Here is a 16,090-nt window from a genome sequence, read left to right on the forward strand (position 1 = left end):
TGTGCTTGCGCCAATCTTTCCCCACGAAGGGTTTGCGCCGTGATCAACTCAGGAAGCCGGTGGAGACACCGCACCAGTGCGGCCTTGCTGGCCGCCGTGCTGGGTACGACTGGGTTCGGCTTCGCCGCCGCTCCGGCCGTCGCACAGGAAGCGCAGGGGACGCCGACCGCGCCCGCTGACAAGCAGCTCGACAAGCAGGACCGCGCGCGGGTCGCCGAGGCCGAGAAGGCCGGCAAGCCGAACGTCACCCTCCTGGTCGCCGCCGAACCCGGCAAGGTCGACACCGCGGTCAACGAGCTCAAGGCGCTTGGTGGCGTGGTCGAGTCCACCGAGCGCGACGTCGAATACGTCAAGGTCTCGATTCCGCGCGACAAGGCCGAGAAGGCCGCGAAGCTCGACTCCGTGCAGGCCGTCGACGTCGACGGCCTGGTGGCGCTGGACAACCCGCGCCCCGAGGGCTCCCAGGCCCCGCTGCCGCAGAAGGCGCCGGATGCCAAGACGCCCCGCAAGAACCCGTACATGCCGATCCAGGACACCCTGGCCGCGGAGTTCCTCCAGGACCACCCGAAGTGGGACGGCCGGGGCACCACGATCGCGATCCTCGACTCGGGTGTCGACCTCGACCACCCCGCGCTGAAGACCACGACGACCGGTGAGACCAAGATCGTCGACTGGTACAACGCCAACGCCACCAACTCCGGCGACGGCAGCTGGGTCCAGGTCGCGGGCCGCTACAACGGCTCGTTCAAGGTCGGCGCCACGACCTACAAGGCGCCCGCCACCGGCGGTCCGTTCAGCTTCGGCAACTTCGCCGAGACCGCGGGCGACTTCGGTACCGCCGCCAGCGAGACCGGCGGCGACCTGAACCGCGACGGCGACAAGGCCGACTCGTTCGGCGTCCTCCAGGACGTGTCGACCAAGGAAGTCCGGGTCGACGTCGACCAGGACGGCGACTTCACCGACGAGAAGCCGCTGATCGACTACAAGTACAAGAAGGACGTCGGCCACTTCGGTACCGACAACCCGGCCACGCCGGTGCTCGACACCGTGGCGTTCGTCGTGCAGACCGACCGCTCGATCTACGACAACGCGGGCACCGCGTACGTCAACATCGGCATCGCGGGCGCGGCGCACGGCACCCACGTCGCGGGCATCACCGCGGCCAACGGCCTGTTCGGCGGCAAGGCGTCCGGCGCGGCGCCCGGCGCGAAGCTGCTGTCGGTCAAGGTCTGCCTGTCCACGCCGTCCTGCACCAGCAGCGGCCTGATCGACGGTGTCCTCTACGCGGCACGCAACGGCGCCGACGTCGTGAACATCTCGATCGGCGGCCTGCCGGCGCTCAACGACGGCAACAACGCGCGTGCGGAGCTGTACAACCGCACGATCGCCGAGTACAACGTCCAGCTCTTCATCTCGGCGGGCAACAGCGGTGCCGGCGCCAACTCGGTCGGCGACCCGTCGGTCGCGACCGACGCCGTCTCCGTCGGTTCCTACATCACCGACGACACCTGGCTGTCCAACTACGGCTCGGTGACCAAGCAGGCCGAGTCGCTGCACAGCTTCTCGTCGCGCGGTCCGGCCGAGGACGGCGGCTTCAAGCCGAACATCGTCGCGCCCGGCTCGGCGATCTCCACGATCCCGCAGTGGCAGCAGCCCGGCCCGGTCGCGGGCACGTACGCCCTGCCCGCCGGCTACGCCATGTTCAACGGCACGTCGATGGCCGCCCCCCAGGCGACCGGTGCCGCCGCGCTGCTGGTGAGCGCGTACAAGGCCGTGCACAAGAACGAGAAGCCGACCGCGTACCAGCTGCGCAACGCGATCTACTCGTCCGCCCGGTTCGTGTCGACCCTGGGCGCGTACGAGCAGGGCGCGGGTCTGTTCCAGACCAGCAAGGCGTGGGAGTCGCTGGACGCGCACGAGAACACCCAGGCCGTCACCACGGCCGTCGCGGTGAACACCGTGCTCGCCCCGCTGCTGAAGACGCCGGGTGTCGGCGTCGGCATCCACGACCGTGAGGGCGTGAAGGCGGGTTCGTCCTACACCCGCACCTACACCCTGACCCGGACCACCGGCCCGGACACCAACCAGCAGTTCCACGTGAAGTGGGTCGGCAACGACGGCACCTTCACGTCGAAGGCCCTGGTCAGCCTGCCGCTGAACACGCCGGTCCAGTTCGAGGTCAAGGTCAACCCGAAGAAGTCGGGCGTCCACTCGGCGCTGCTGAAGCTGGACAACCCGGCCACGCGCGGCACGGACGTCTTCACGCTCAACACCGTGTTCGCGGCCGACGAGTTCACCGCGGCGGGCAAGTTCGCCGTCACCAAGACCGGTGAGCTGCCGCGCAACCAGTCGCACCGCTTCTGGGTGACCGTCCCGGCGGGCACCAGCGCGCTGAAGGTCGACCTGACCGGCGGCGGCGACGCGGGCAAGGGCCAGATCCGGTTCCTGCGCTACGACCCGTACGGCGTGCCGACCGACGCCAACTCGTCGACCAACTGCTACATCCCCGACGCGGGTGCGGGCTGCGCCACCGGTGCCGCCAACAGCCGCACGGTCAGCAACCCGCTGCCCGGCGTGTGGGAGATCGTGCTGGAGTCGCGTCGTACCTCCGACGCCGACCTGACGAAGTACTCGGTCACCGCCTCGGTGCTGGGCACATCGATCAGCCCGAACCCGGACAAGCTGGCCTCGGTCACCGCCGGTACGCCGGTCGACCGCTCGTACACGGTGACCAACACGCTGGCGTCGTTCACCGGCCGCCTGGCCGGCGGTGCGCTGGACAGCGCGAAGATCGCCCGTCCGTCCATCGCGGACGGCACGTCGCAGGTCTACGACGTGACGGTGCCCGCGGGTGCCACCTCGCTGACCGCGACGATCGGCAAGCCCGCCGACATCTCGGCCGACCTCGACCTGACGGTCTACAACTGCACCACGGGTTCGTGCGTGCAGGCGGGGCAGCAGGCGGACGGCGACTCCGAGGAGTCGGTGACGCTGGCGAACCCGGCCGCCGGTCTGTGGAAGGTCGTCGTGGACGGCTACGCGGTGCCGGCCGGCACCACGGAGTACGACTACATCGACGTGTTCGCGGCTCCGGGCCTGGGCACCGTGACCGTGACCGACTCGGACGCGAACCGCGCCGCCGGCGCCTCGTGGACCGTGCCGGGCACGGTGACCGCCACCGGCCAGCCGGGTGCGGGTCGGGTGCTGCGCGGTGAGCTGACCGTGCGCGCCGAGGGTGGCGCGGTCGTCGGCCGCGGCGCCGTGATCGTGGAGAACGTGGTCTGATCACCGCGTCTTGACACCAGGGGCCGCCCCGGACTTCGGTCCGGGGCGGCCCTGTTTCGTGCCGATGACCACGATGCTGTCGTCGTCCTCGACGATCCGGGCGTCGGACAGGTGGGACCTGAAGACCGCCAGGGCGACGGGTGCCTGGCGTCCGCTCGTCTCGGAGAGCACGTGACCGCCGGGTGCGAGCCAGCCCGGTGCCTCGGCGGCCACGCGGCGGAGCACGGTCAGGCCGTCGTCGCCGCCGTCCAGGGCCACGCGCACCTCGTACTCGCGGGCCTCGGGCGGCATGAGGGCGATCTCCTCGGTCGGCACGTACGGCACGTTCGCGAGGATCACGGCGATCCGCCCGCGCAGTGCCGTCGGCACCGGCTCGAACAGGTCGCCTTCGTAGACGCGGGGCACGTTGCGCCGTGCGCACGCCACCGACGCCGGGTCGATGTCGGCGGCGTGCAGTTCGACCGGGATCTTCGCGGCGACGGCCGCACCCAGCGCGCCCGTGCCGCAGCACAGGTCGAGCACGACGTCGCCGGGTGAGAGCAGCGGGATCGCCTGGTCCACCAGCAGACCCGTGCGGTGGCGGGGCACGAACACGCCGGGGTCCACCGCGACCCGCAGGCCGCGGAACCCGGCCCAGCCCAGGACGTGTTCGAGCGGTTGCCCGTCGACCCGCCGGCGGACCAACGTGGTCAGCTCGTCGCCGGAGGCCGCTTCACGCAGCAGCCGTGCCTCGTCCTCGGCGAACACGCAGCCGGCCGCCCTGAGTGCGGCCACGATCGGGTCTTCATCGGTCACCGGCGAACCTTACGGCTCCGGGTCCTCGTTGCTCAGCGGCATTTCCACGTCGACGCGGCGCACGCCGTCGATCTTGCCCACGGCCTTGGCCACCGCGGTCGGGACGGACACGCGCACGTAGCCGATCGTGGCGTCGACGGCTTCGACGGTCCCGCCCAGTTCACGCAGCCGCGCCACGACGCCGTCGGTCGCGCCGGCCTCCACCGACAGGATCAGCACCACGGTCCCGGCCTCCGGGGCGATCTCGGGCACGGACACCTCGGGCACGGACACCTCCGGTGCGATCGACGACGTGATCGCCGTCGACGTCGCGACGTCGGGCGACGCGACCGAGGCGGGCTGTCCGCACCCGGCGACGACCAGCAACAGGCCGAGTACCGGCACCTTCGTCCGCATCGCACCCTCCAGGCTCATCCTGGCACGAGGACGGACCACCACGCCCGGCCGGTTGCACGGCCTAATAGGGCTTTGTTAGGTCGAGTGATGGGATGTGTGGGTGGTGTGGTCTCCTGCGGCGGTGACGCCGGAGGAGATGGCCGAGGTTCGGCCGGTGATCGAGGAGTTCGCCGCGGGGGTGTTCGGCGGGTTCGCCCGTCGTGATCAGCGCGGGAAGGGCGAGTTGTATCTGCGTGGGCTGCTGTTGGACGGCAAACGGAAGTCGATGCAGCCCATGGCCGAACGCCTCGGCGTCGATCATCAGCAGTTGCAGCAGTTCGTCACGACCTCGACCTGGGACCATGTCGAGGTCCGACGCCGGTTGGCGGTGTGGGCGGCGGGGTTCGTCGATCCGGACGCGTTGGCCGTGGACGACACCGGTTTCCCCAAGGACGGCACTTCCTCGCCCGGGGTGGCGCGGATGTACTGCGGGGCGTTGGGCAAGCGGGGCAACTGTCAGGTCGGCGTCAGCGTGCACGCCGTGACGGATTGGACCTCGGCGGCGGTGGACTGGCGGCTGTTCCTGCCCGAGTCGTGGGACGACGCCAAGGCCGACGACGAGTCGGCAGCCGCGGAGATCGCGCGGAAGCGGGCCCGGTGTTCGATCCCGGACCAGGTGCGGCACCGGGAGAAGTGGCGGCTGGCGTTGGACATGATCGACGAGCTGCTGGGCTGGGGCATGCCCCGACGGCCGGTGGTGGCCGACTCGGCCTACGGCGACAGCACCGCCTTCCGTCAGGGGCTGACCGACCGCGGCCTGACCTACGCAGTGGCGGTCTCGGCCTCCACCAGCCTGCATCCCGCCACGTCGGCCCCGGTCCCGCCGGGCTGGTCGGGCACCGGCCGCCCACCGACGAAGACGACCTACCCGGACAAGCCCGTCACCGCCGGAACCCTGGTCACCGAGGCGGGACGCTCGGCGGGGCGGTTCGTGCTCTGGCGCCACGGCTCCCGCACGAGCGCCGGCAACCCGGCCGCGACCATGCGCTCGCGCTTCCTGGCGCTGCGGGTGCGCCCGGCCAATCGCAACATTCCCAGGGCGGCCGACGGCAGCCTGCCCGAATGCTGGCTGCTGGCCGAATGGCCCACCGGCGAACCCCGGCCCACCGACTACTGGCTCTCCACCCTCCCGCCCGACATCCGGCTGCGCGACCTGGTGAAACTGGCCAAGATCCGGTGGCGCATCGAGCACGACTACCGCGAACTCAAGGACGGGCTCGGCCTGGACCACTTCGAGGGCCGCTCCTGGCTGGGCTGGCACCGCCACGTCACCCTCGCCTCCGTCGCCCAGGCGATCTGCACTCGGCTGCGCCGCACCCCAAAAGCCCCTGCGCGGGACTGACCCTCTACGCCGTCCTGCGCGAACTCCAAGCCTTACTCGCGGCCTGGACCGGCGTCTGTCACACCTGCCGACGACCCCTCCAGGCCACAACCACCCCACAAAAACCGCAAGTCAACAGCACCTAACAAAGCCCTACTAACGCTGATCCGGACCGCTGAACGCCTGCACCCGCTCCTGCCCGTCGAGGCTCTCCCCGAACACCCGGTTGTCCGATCCCTGCTCGGGCAGGCTCGGCGCCTCCCGGTTCGCCGTGCGCGGCAGCTCCCGCACCCGGACCTGCGGCAACGCGCCGGCGTGGTGGTCGCGCAGCCAGTTCACCAGGTGCTCGCGGACCAGGCAGCGCAGGTCCCACAGCCGGCCGGCGTCGACCGCGCTCACCAGCGCACGCACCCGCACGAACGACTCGACGGCACCGGTCACCTGCACGACGCAGACCCGGCCGTCCCACAGGTCGTTGCCCTCCAGGGCCCGGCGCAGCTCCTGCCGCAGGTCCTCGACGGGCACGGTCCAGTCGACGTCCAGCTCCACGGTGCCCAGCAGCGCGGACTGCGTGCGCGTCCAGTTCTCGAACGGCTTGGTCAGGAAGTACGACGTGGGCAGGATCAGCCGGCGGTCGTCCCACAGCTGCACGACGACATAGGTGAGCGTGATGTCCTCGACGCGTCCCCACCGGTCCTCCACCACGAGCACGTCGTCGAGCCGCAACGCGTCGCTGAACGCGATCTGGATGCCCGCGAACACGTTGCCCAGCAACGACTGCGCGGCCAGCGCCGCGATCGCACCGATCACGCCGGCCGATGCCAGCAGGCTCGTGCCCACCACCCGCACGGCCGGGAAGGTCATCAGCACGGCCGCCGCCGCCAGCACGCCGACGATGACCACGGTCACCCGGCGCACCAGCGTGACCTGCGTGTGCACGCGACGGGCGTGCCGGTTGTCCGACACGTCGACCCGGATCCGCGACAGCATCGCGTCTTCGAGTACGACCAGTAGCGCGGCGAGCAGCCACGCGCCGGCCAGGATCAGGGCGATGCCGATCGCGTGTTGCACGGCGGGCAGCCACGACGCTTCGACGGTCCACGCGAGCGACGTGCGCACGGCGGCCAGGACGGCGACGGTGAGCGCGGGTTTGTGCGCGTGCGCCGCGAGGGTGGCGAACAGGTCCGAGCGGCGGCCGATCCGCTGGATCGCCCGGTGCAGCAGCGTGACGAGCAGGACGGCGACCAGCACCGATCCGATGATCGTGACGGGCGCGAGCACGGGACGGGCACCTCCTCCGGGAGCGGGCGGGACGTCCTCCTGTACCCCGGACGGTCGCGGTTCAGCCGTGTACCGGCGGTGGTGCGACCTTCGCCACGCCCCGGATCAGCCGATCGGGTGGATGCACGGCGGCTCGTCGTGGGGCATGACCCGGGCGCGGTGCCGGCTGAGGTTCCACTCGCGCCAACCGTCGGCCGGGGTCTCGGGTCGGCGTTCGGACAGGCACGCCCTGAACACCGTCGGGAGCCGCGCGAACGCGGGCACGGCGTCGTCGGACAGGTCGGCGAGATAGCGCAGGTCGATGACGCCGGTGGCCTGCCAGCGGTCGACGTTGCGGTCCGCGACGTACCGCTCCGGGTCGAGCGCGGCCAGGCCGAGCAGCGCGACCATGGCGGTCACGGTGACCGCACGGGCGAGCCAGGCGCCGGAGAGCCTGATCCCGGCGGCGAGCACCAGCAGGTAGACACCGCCGAGCCACAGTTCGATCGTCGTGACCAGAACTCGCAGCACCGTGAACCCGTACGCCTGTTGGTAAGCCCACATGCGCGTCAGCGCGGACGCGACGACCACCAGCGTGAGCACGCTCAACGTGCCGAGCAGGCCCCGGAACCACAGCCGGTCGGTCGCGGTGTCGATCCGGGCGGCCTGCGCGGTCACGGTGATCACGACGAGCGTGAGCACGGTGACGGCCAGCAGTTGCCAGAACCCGCCGCGCGCGTAGTCGGCGAACGTGAGGTCGGCGGTGGTCATGACGTGGGCCGTGCCGCCGAAGAACGTCCCGATCTGCACGCCGACGAAAGCCGCGAACACCAGCACCAGCGCGCCGACCGGGATCGCCCAGTCGCGGGGCAGGGCGCGGCGGCGGGACGGTGTCTCCAGCGGCACGATCGGTCGCACGAGCACGAAGCAGGACCCGATGACGATCGCCGCGGCGGTCAGGAACACGAAGATCGTGCCGCCGCCCACGTCCGGCACGACGGCGTCGAGCAGGGCGGCGAAGTCCGGGTCGGCGGAGGCGAACAGCGGGACGAAGATCGCCAGCAGCAGGGCGGTGAGCAGCACCGGGCGGACGAACCGCGACGTGGCGTCCCGAGGTCCGCGCCGGGCCAGCCACGGCAGCGCGCGGAAGGACGAGATCGGCACGGCGAGCGCCCCGACCAGCAGCGAGAACCCGGAGGTCCCGCGCGCGACCGCCAGCGACCCGGCCGCGAACGCGCCGATCACGCACAGCACGAACAACCAACTCGCGTCGTGGAGCGCGCCGATGGCCAGGAGCGACACGCACAGCGTGGCCCACACGTAGTTCACCTTGCGCACCAAGGCGAACAGGACGAGCGAGGTCAGTACCCACCCGATTCCCGGGCGGTCCAGCGGCACGGCTACGGCCGCCGCCACCCCGCCGATCGCGGCGAGGGCGAGGACCTGTCCGGGTGAGCGGTAGCCCGGTTCACCGGCTTCGGGGTCCCGGCGGCCGGGTGGTGACGGTGGCGGTACGACCACCACCGGCCCGGTGCGGGCGGCACTGTTGCTTTCATCGGTGGCACTGTCGGTGCAACCGCCGGGCGAGCCCGTGCCGGGCTCGCCGACGGTGTCCGCGTCGGTCCCGGTCGCCGCTGCCGTACCGGCTCGGTCACCAGACCCGATCTCCGCGCCGCCGCCGACAGCCGCACTGTTCCCGGCCGGCTTGCTTGGCACGGTGTCCGCACTGCCGTCGGCAGTCGTGCCTTCACCGGTCCGATCGCTTGGCACGTCGGCGTTTCGCCCCGGTGCGCCTTCCCCGGAAGCATCACCCGCGACGTCGTCCGACCGGTGCTTCACGTCGTCGGTGGGCGTGTCGTCGTCACGGTGCCCGGCGACGTCATCCCGACCGCGCACCCGCGCACCCCTCGTGTCTGCGCGGGTGTACGCGGCCGGGCCTCCGTCGTCGTCGGAGGTACGGGAATCGGTCGTGTGCACGGCCCCGGTACCGGATTCGGAACTCGACACAGGGGTGTGCACGGAGTCCGTTCGCGTCTCGCGTCCGGGGTTCGTTCCCGTGCCGTGAACGGTTCGGGGATCGTGGTCGGATTCCATGCCGGGCAACGGGTCCGACCCCGGCGGGTCGTCCGGAGTCCGTCGGTCGTCACGCATCTGGTCGCCTCCAAGGCAGGCGTGGACACCCGGCGACCGGGTTGTCCACAGGCAGTCGAGTTGTCCACAGGCACGCGGAATCACCGCCGGAACCGGCGGTCCGTCGTGGTTGGATCGATTCGGGGGCGGCACTTCACCGCCCGCCTTTCGCGCGCGCATTTCCCGGCTTCGCTTGCCGCGCTTGCGGTTCCGGCTTCGAGCAGGTTCGACCCGAAGCCGTCCGGGGTCAGCCCAGGGCGGGGAGGACCGCGCGGATCACGCAGCCGGGGGCGTCGACCACCCGGATCGTGCCGCCGTGCAGGTCGACGACCCACCGCGCGATGTTCAGCCCCAGGCCGGTCCCGCCGCCCGCCGCCCGGCCGCCCCGTGTGAAGCGCTCGAACACCCGCTCGCGGTCCTCGGGCGCGATGCCCGGCCCGTCGTCGGAGACCTCCAGCACGAGTTCGGTCCCCACCGACGCCCGCACCCGCACCTCGCCACCGGGCGGACTGTGCCGGTCCGCGTTGTCCAGCAGGTTCGCGACCACCTGGTGCAACCGTGCGCGGTCGCCGACCGCGGTGGCGCCCGGCGGACTCACCGAAACCGTGAACCGGGCCCGCTGCGCCGAGACCGAAGCCTCGGCGACGACCGCCGCCAGGAACTCCTCCACGTCGAATTCCGCCAGGTCCAGCGGGTGCGCTCCGGCGTCGATCCGGGAGAGGTCGAGCAGTTCGGTGACGAGGCGACCCAGGCGTTCCGTCTGGGCCAACGCCGTGCGCAACGTGTCGGGCTGGGACACGCCGTCGATGATGTTCTCCAGCACGTTCTGCAACGCCGTGATCGGCGTCTTCAGCTCGTGCGACACGTTGGCGATCAGTTCGCGCCGCTGCCGGTCGGCGGCCGACAGGTCCGCCGCCATCTGGTTGAACGCCCCGGCCAGCTCGCCGACCTCGTCCCGTGACGTGGCCCGCACCCGACGCGAGTAGTCGCCGCGCCGCATGGCGCGGGCCGCCGCCGTCATCTCGCGCAACGGCCGCGTCATCCCGTGCGCCAGGAACTGGGACGTCACCAGTCCGACCACCATCGCGGCCAGGGTCGTCCGCGTCGGCAACCACCCGGCCTGGTAGCGGAAGTACCCGAACGCGGCCAGGCCCGACCCCACCAGCGCGAGCCCGAGCTTCAGCTTGATCGACCGCACGGGGTCCAGCGGCCTGGGCAGCCAGTACGAGACCTTCTCGACCGCCGAGGTCACCGCGGTACCTCCAGCGCGTAGCCGACCCCGTGCACCGTGCGGATCAGGTCGGTGCCGAGCTTGCGCCGCAACGCCTTCACGTGGCTGTCCACGGTCCGCGTCCCCATGCCGTCCTGCCATCCCCACACCTCGCTGAGCAGGCGTTCCCGCGATTGCACGGCCCGCGGCCGTTCGGCCAGGTGCACGAGCAGTTGGAATTCGGTCGGCGTGAGCCTGGCCTCGATGCCGCCGCGCTGCACCCGCCGTTCGGTCAGGTCGATCTCCAGGTCGGCGAGCGTGATCCGCCGCGCGGCCGACACCCGGTCGACGCGCCGCAGCAGGGCGTGCACCCGCGCCGCCAGTTCCCGGATCGAGAACGGCTTGGTGAGGTAGTCGTCCGCGCCGACCGCCAGCCCGACCAGCAGATCGGTCTCGTCGCCACGCGCGGTGAGCATCAACACGGGCACCGGTCGCACGGCGTGCAGGCGCCGACACACTTCGAGACCGTCGAAGCCGGGCAGCATCACGTCGAGCACGACCAGGTCCGGCACGAAGTCGTCGGCGGCCTTCACGGCGGCCGGCCCGTCGTGCGCGACCGCCACCTCGAACCCCTCGGCACGCAGGCGTGCGGCGACCGACTCGGCGATGGTGAGGTCGTCCTCGACCACGAGGACCCGTCGCGTCGTCATGGGGCGAGCGTATGCGCGGCACGTGGAGACCCCGCGCGCGAGTTGTGAACATCCTGTGGACGAAACGACCCGCTACGGGCAGTACACGGTGCTGAACAGCGTGGCGAGCGACTCGCCGGGCACGCCGCCCGGCAGGGGGTCATAGGACAGGACCGCGCGTTCGCCGTCGTCGTCACGCAGGGCGTAGATGAGGTAGCCGACCAGTTCGCCGCCGTGGCCCCACGCCGACCGGCCGCAGGGCAGGTCGAAGCGTTGCAGGCCCAGGCCGTAGGCGAAGAGCGAACCGGTCGGCCGGGTGGTGCGCATGGCGGCGAGGGCGGCGGGGCTGGTGGGCCGACCCCCGAGCAGGGCGTCGAGGAACCGGCTCAGGTCGTCGGCCGTGGAGGTCATCTCGCCGGCCGCCCAGTCCAGCGAGGGGTTCATGAGGGTGGCGTCGACCAGGCGTCCGTCGACCTCGACGTAGCCGCGGGCGTGCGGACGGGGCAGTCCCGGCCGGTCGCCGGGCACGCTGGTGTGCCGCAGGCCCAGGGGTTCGAGGATGCGTCGGGTGATCTCCGCGCCATAGGGCCGACCGGTGACTGCTCGATCAGCAGTCCGGCCACGACGTAGTTGGTGTTGGAGTACCGCCAGTCCGTGCCGGGCTCGAAGTTCGACGGGTGGCCGAAGGCGACGTCGAGCAGTTCGCGGGGCTGGTAGGAGCGGAATCGGGCGGTTCCGCGCCGGCGGTTGGTCGACAGGTGCGGTTCGTGGGCGTAGTCGTAGAGGCCGCTGGTGTGGTCGAGGATCTGCCGCACGGTGATCACGTCGCCTTTCGGCACGCCGTGGACGTAGTGGGAGACCGGGTCGTCGAGCGCGACCCGGCCTTCGTCGGACGGTGGCGACGAAGGTCTTGGTCACGCTGCCGATGCGGAAGTGCCCGTCCACGCGGGCCGCGCCCGCCGCGTGCGTCGAGGTCGTCGTGCCGTCCTCCACCCGCATCAGGGCGGACGAGGCGTGGCGGTCGACGATCCAGGAATCCGGTTGCCCGGCGGGGACGGCGACCAGGGACGCCACCAGCGCCAAAGTCTTGATCATCACCGGATCGACGCCAGGGACGTCGGCCGGGACCGACCATGAGGACGACCACCCGGTCCGCTGGGGAAAACCGCACCCTAGGGTGGTCGGGTGAGCGATTCGGTCCTCGACGCGGTCCTGGAACGGATCACCTTCGCCAACGAGGAGACCGGGTACACGGTCGCGCGGGTCGACCCGGGGCGGGGCGGGGATCTGGTCACCGTGGTCGGGTCGTTGCTGGGCGTGCAGCCGGGCGAGTCGATCCGCATGCGCGGACGTTGGGGTTCGCATCCCCAGTACGGGCGGCAATTCCACGTCGACGACTACTCGACGGTGTTGCCCGCGACGATCCAGGGCATCCGCCGGTACCTGGGGTCCGGGCTGATCAAGGGCATCGGGCCGGTGTTGGCGGACAAGATCGTGATGCACTTCGGCGTGGACGCGCTCGACGTCATCGAGCGGACGCCGGAACGCCTGATCGAGGTCCCCAAGCTGGGGCCCAAGCGCACCAAGCTGATCGCCGACGCGTGGGAGGAGCAGAAGGCGATCAAGGAGGTCATGATCTTCCTCCAGGGCGTCGGGGTGTCGACGTCGCTGGCCGTGCGGATCTACAAGCAGTACACGGACAAGGCGATCGAGGTCGTCAAGGAAGAGCCCTACAAGCTCGCGGCCGACGTGTGGGGAATCGGCTTCAAGACCGCCGACACCATCGCCAAAGCGGTGGGTATTCCGCACGACAGCCCGCAGCGGGTGAAGGCCGGGCTGGCGTTCACGCTGTCCGAGGCGACCGGGAACGGCAACTGCTTCCTGCCCGAGAACGAACTCATCGGCGCCGCGATCAAGATCCTCCAGGTCGACGCGGGCCTGGTCATCGAGTGCCTGGCCGAGTTGATCACGGAGGAGGGCGTGACGCGCGAGGTCATGCCGGACGGGGAAGTCGGCATCTACCTCAACCCGTTCCACCGCGCCGAGGTGTCACTCGCCGCCCAGCTGTCGCGGCTGCTCAACGCTCCCGACGACCGGCTGTCGGCGTTCGCGTCGGTGTCGTGGGACCGTGCCTATGCCTGGCTCGGTGCTTCGCTCGCCGACGCGCAGCAAGAGGCCGTAAAGCTGGCGTTGACGCGCAAGGTCGCCGTGCTCACGGGTGGGCCGGGCTGCGGCAAGAGCTTCACCGTGCGGTCGATCGTGCGGTTGGCGGTGGCGAAGGGCGCGAAGGTCGTGCTCGCCGCGCCGACGGGTCGGGCCGCGAAGAGGCTCACGGAGTTGACGGGTCACGAGGCGCGGACCGTGCACCGGTTGTTGGAGCTGAAGCCGGGCGGGGACGCGGCGTTCGACCGCGACCGGCCGTTGGACGCGGATCTCGTGGTCGTCGACGAAGCCTCGATGCTGGACCTGTTGCTGGCCAACAAGTTGGCCAAGGCAGTCGCGCCCGGCGCGCACCTGTTGCTCGTGGGCGACGTCGACCAGTTGCCGTCGGTGGGTGCGGGTGAGGTGCTGCGCGACGTGCTGGCGGAAGGCGGGCCGATCCCGAGCGTACGGCTGACGCACGTGTTCCGGCAGGCGCAGGAATCCGGCGTGGTCACCAACGCGCACCGCATCAACGCGGGCGAAATCCCGATCGTGCAGGGACTCCAGGACTTCTTCCTGTTCGCGGTCGAGGAGTCGGAGGACGCCGCGAAGGTGACGGTCGACGTCGTCGCCAACCGCCTGCCGCGCAAGTTCGGGTTCAAGCCGCGTACGGACATCCAGGTGCTCGCACCGATGCGCGGGGGTCCGGCGGGTGCGGGCGCGTTGAACACCGAGTTGCAGGAGGCGTTGACACCGTCCAAACCGGACCTTCCCGAGCGCCGGTTCGGCGGCCGGGTGTTCCGGGTGGGGGACAAGGTCACGCAGGTCCGCAACAACTACGACAAGGGCGAGAACGGTGTGTTCAACGGGACGTTGGGCGTGGTCACCGGAATCGACCCGGTGGAGCAGCGGCTGACGGTCCGGACGGACGAGGACGAGGATGTGCACTACGAATTCGGCGAGCTGGACGAGCTGACCCACGCTTACGCCATGACGATTCACCGCTCACAGGGCAGTGAGTACCCGTGCGTGGTCATTCCAATCACGACCAGCTCGTGGATGATGTTGCAGCGGAACCTGCTGTACACGGCGGTGACGCGGGCCAAGAAGGTCGTGGTGCTGGTGGGGTCGCGGCGGGCCATCGGGCAGGCGGTCCGCACCGTGGGCGCCGGACGACGCCACACGGCACTGGACCACCGACTCGCCCGACGCCTCGGGTCTTGATCAGTCGGGCTCGATCAACCCTGGGCGACTTCCGCGCGGTCACGGCCGGCGCGGGCGATCGCGTCGTCGAGGGCGGTGCGGAAGTGCACGATCTCGGTGCCGGAGAGTCCGATCATGGCCCGGTCCTGGGCCCAGACTTCGACGCGGCCGGCGCTGACTTCGATCGAACAGGTGGCGAGCGATTCGTCCTTGTCCGTGCAGCGCAACAACCATTCGCGCTGTTCAAATGCCATTGGTGTCCCCTTTCGGGTGGTGATGGGCGACGAGCGGCCCGAGTGATTGCTAGGCTGACGGTTGCGAGTTGACGATGCAACTGCTGCGGAGCAATTGACTCGATCGGATGAATTGGATGCCCCTCACGCCCACTGTGCGGTTGAAGTTCTTGTCGATCTACATGCGCGAGGCCCGGCTCAGAGCGGGTGTCGAACCCCGTGAGGTGGCCAAGCTTCTGGGGCGTGACACCACGCGCGTGACCAAGATGGAGAAGGGCCGCGAGGGGCTGACACCGGGCGACGCGAAGATGTTGCTGGACCGCTACGACGTGCACACCGACGAGCAGAAGTCCGAGATCGTCGATCTCGCGCGGACCCGGAGTCAACGGGGCCGGTGGTCGGGCCACCGTTCGATCGTCCCGCTCCAGCAGCGGCCCTACTACGACTTCGAGGTCGACTCGGACCTGATCCAGCACTACGGCATCGAGATGGTTCCCGGCCTGCTTCAGACCGAGGACTACATGCGGGCGGCGCTGGCCCGACACTTCCGCACCGAGTCGTTCAGTGTCGACGACATCGTGGCGACCAGGTTGGAGCGGCAGGAGGTCTTGTTCCGCCAGAGGCCCGCCGAGGCCGCGTTCGTCCTGAGTGAGAGTTGCCTGCGGAGGATGTTCGGCGGGAATTTGATCATGCATGCCCAGCTGGGGCATTTGGAGCAGTTGTCCCGGCGGCGGAATGTGCGAATCCAGGTGCTGCCATTCGATTCGGCGGTGAGTGGCGGTACACCCTTCAGCTTCACCATGCTGCGGGTGCCGGCGCCCACCTCGGCTCCACCGTTGAACATGGTCTACGTGGAGAACCTCCACGACGCGGACTACCTCGACGGTGATGTCGAGGTGGCCGACTACTCGACCGCCTGGAGCAGGCTGACGGCGGATGCCCTCGGCCTGGAACAATCGAGGAGGTTCATCCACGGCGTGGCTCAGCAGTACGCCTGACCAAGGAAGGGTGGTTCCGACATGAGGCCGGACTTCTCCACCGCCACCTTCAAGACGTCGACCCGTACGGATGGCAACGGCACCTGTGTCGAGGTGGCACGAGTGCCCGGTTTCGCTGCTGTGCGGGACACCAAACATCGGTCGGTCGGGCACATCAGCTTCTCCGACAAGGCATTCGGCGCCTTCCTGAAGGGTCTGCGTTGATCATGGTCCGCGACTTCTCGACCGCCATCTTCAAGACTTCCACCTACACCCAGGACAACGGCACCTGTGTCGAGGTGGGCCGCGTGCCCGGCTTCGTGGCGGTGCGGGACACGAAACATCGGGCGTGTGGGCACATCAGCTTCCCTGTCGACGCCTTTCGGGCCTTCTTGCAAGGGGTGCGTTGA

12 protein-coding genes and 2 pseudogenes are annotated in these 16,090 nt (G+C 70.2%); 6 read left to right on the plus strand and 8 right to left on the minus strand.

Features of this window, described 5'->3' with window-relative positions:
* The first annotated feature begins 39 nt into the window (after positions 1–39).
* Complete coding sequence (locus tag F4559_RS03350) at positions 40–3,285, plus strand: S8 family serine peptidase (RefSeq protein ID WP_184666106.1); 3,246 nt, start codon at positions 40–42, stop codon at positions 3,283–3,285.
* On the opposite strand, the gene F4559_RS03355 is transcribed toward F4559_RS03350, so the two are convergent.
* Both F4559_RS03355 and F4559_RS03360 read right to left on the minus strand, forming a co-directional pair.
* Positions 3,286–4,080, minus strand: a complete 795-nt coding sequence (locus tag F4559_RS03355) for a putative protein N(5)-glutamine methyltransferase (protein WP_184666107.1) — start codon at positions 4,078–4,080, stop codon at positions 3,286–3,288.
* A 9-nt stretch (positions 4,081–4,089) separates the two neighbouring features.
* Complete coding sequence (locus tag F4559_RS03360) at positions 4,090–4,476, minus strand: hypothetical protein (RefSeq protein ID WP_184666108.1); 387 nt, start codon at positions 4,474–4,476, stop codon at positions 4,090–4,092.
* 121 nt (positions 4,477–4,597) lie between these two features.
* On the opposite strand from F4559_RS03360, the pseudogene F4559_RS03365 reads away from it, so the two are divergent.
* Positions 4,598–5,897, plus strand: a pseudogene (locus F4559_RS03365) (IS701 family transposase); the annotation flags it as partial.
* 95 nt (positions 5,898–5,992) lie between these two features.
* Here F4559_RS03365 and F4559_RS03370 read toward each other — a convergent pair.
* The 5 genes and pseudogenes from F4559_RS03370 to F4559_RS36665 all read right to left on the minus strand — a co-directional run bounded on the left by F4559_RS03370 (position 5,993) and on the right by F4559_RS36665 (position 11,964).
* Positions 5,993–7,117, minus strand: coding sequence for a mechanosensitive ion channel family protein (locus F4559_RS03370; RefSeq protein ID WP_184666109.1), 1,125 nt, complete (start codon positions 7,115–7,117; stop codon positions 5,993–5,995).
* A 105-nt stretch (positions 7,118–7,222) separates the two neighbouring features.
* Positions 7,223–8,812 (minus strand): DUF4153 domain-containing protein, encoded by a 1,590-nt coding sequence (locus F4559_RS34750; RefSeq protein WP_312865460.1) that lies wholly within the window; start codon positions 8,810–8,812, stop codon positions 7,223–7,225.
* Positions 8,813–9,473: 661 nt separating this feature from the next.
* Positions 9,474–10,478: a HAMP domain-containing sensor histidine kinase gene (locus F4559_RS03380; protein WP_221448775.1), complete on the minus strand. Its 1,005-nt coding sequence runs from the start codon at positions 10,476–10,478 to the stop codon at positions 9,474–9,476.
* Complete coding sequence (locus F4559_RS03385; protein ID WP_221447130.1) at positions 10,475–11,146, minus strand: response regulator; 672 nt, start codon at positions 11,144–11,146, stop codon at positions 10,475–10,477. The genes F4559_RS03380 and F4559_RS03385 overlap by 4 nt, the downstream gene beginning before the upstream one ends.
* 72 nt (positions 11,147–11,218) lie before the next feature.
* A pseudogene (locus F4559_RS36665) lies at positions 11,219–11,964 on the minus strand (serine hydrolase domain-containing protein).
* 346 nt (positions 11,965–12,310) lie between these two features.
* On the opposite strand from F4559_RS36665, the gene recD2 reads away from it, so the two are divergent.
* Positions 12,311–14,491: an SF1B family DNA helicase RecD2 gene (gene recD2, locus F4559_RS03395; RefSeq protein WP_184666111.1), complete on the plus strand. Its 2,181-nt coding sequence runs from the start codon at positions 12,311–12,313 to the stop codon at positions 14,489–14,491.
* A gap of 14 nt (positions 14,492–14,505) precedes the next feature.
* Here the strand turns inward: recD2 and F4559_RS03400 are convergent, their stop codons facing one another.
* Positions 14,506–14,724 carry a hypothetical protein gene (locus F4559_RS03400; RefSeq protein ID WP_184666112.1) on the minus strand — a complete coding sequence of 73 codons (219 nt, stop codon included), beginning with the start codon at positions 14,722–14,724 and terminating at the stop codon, positions 14,506–14,508.
* Between the two features lie 116 nt (positions 14,725–14,840).
* On the opposite strand from F4559_RS03400, the gene F4559_RS03405 reads away from it, so the two are divergent.
* From F4559_RS03405 to F4559_RS03415, 3 genes are read left to right on the plus strand one after another with little or no spacing between them, the layout of a single operon-like run.
* Positions 14,841–15,701, plus strand: a complete 861-nt coding sequence (locus tag F4559_RS03405) for a helix-turn-helix domain-containing protein (protein ID WP_246445065.1) — start codon at positions 14,841–14,843, stop codon at positions 15,699–15,701.
* 21 nt (positions 15,702–15,722) lie between these two features.
* Complete coding sequence (locus F4559_RS03410) at positions 15,723–15,905, plus strand: DUF397 domain-containing protein (protein ID WP_184666114.1); 183 nt, start codon at positions 15,723–15,725, stop codon at positions 15,903–15,905.
* Positions 15,906–15,907: 2 nt separating this feature from the next.
* Complete coding sequence (locus F4559_RS03415; RefSeq protein ID WP_184666115.1) at positions 15,908–16,090, plus strand: DUF397 domain-containing protein; 183 nt, start codon at positions 15,908–15,910, stop codon at positions 16,088–16,090.

It is taken from the genome of Saccharothrix violaceirubra, from assembly GCF_014203755.1.
GTDB lineage: Bacteria > Actinomycetota > Actinomycetes > Mycobacteriales > Pseudonocardiaceae > Actinosynnema > Actinosynnema violaceirubrum.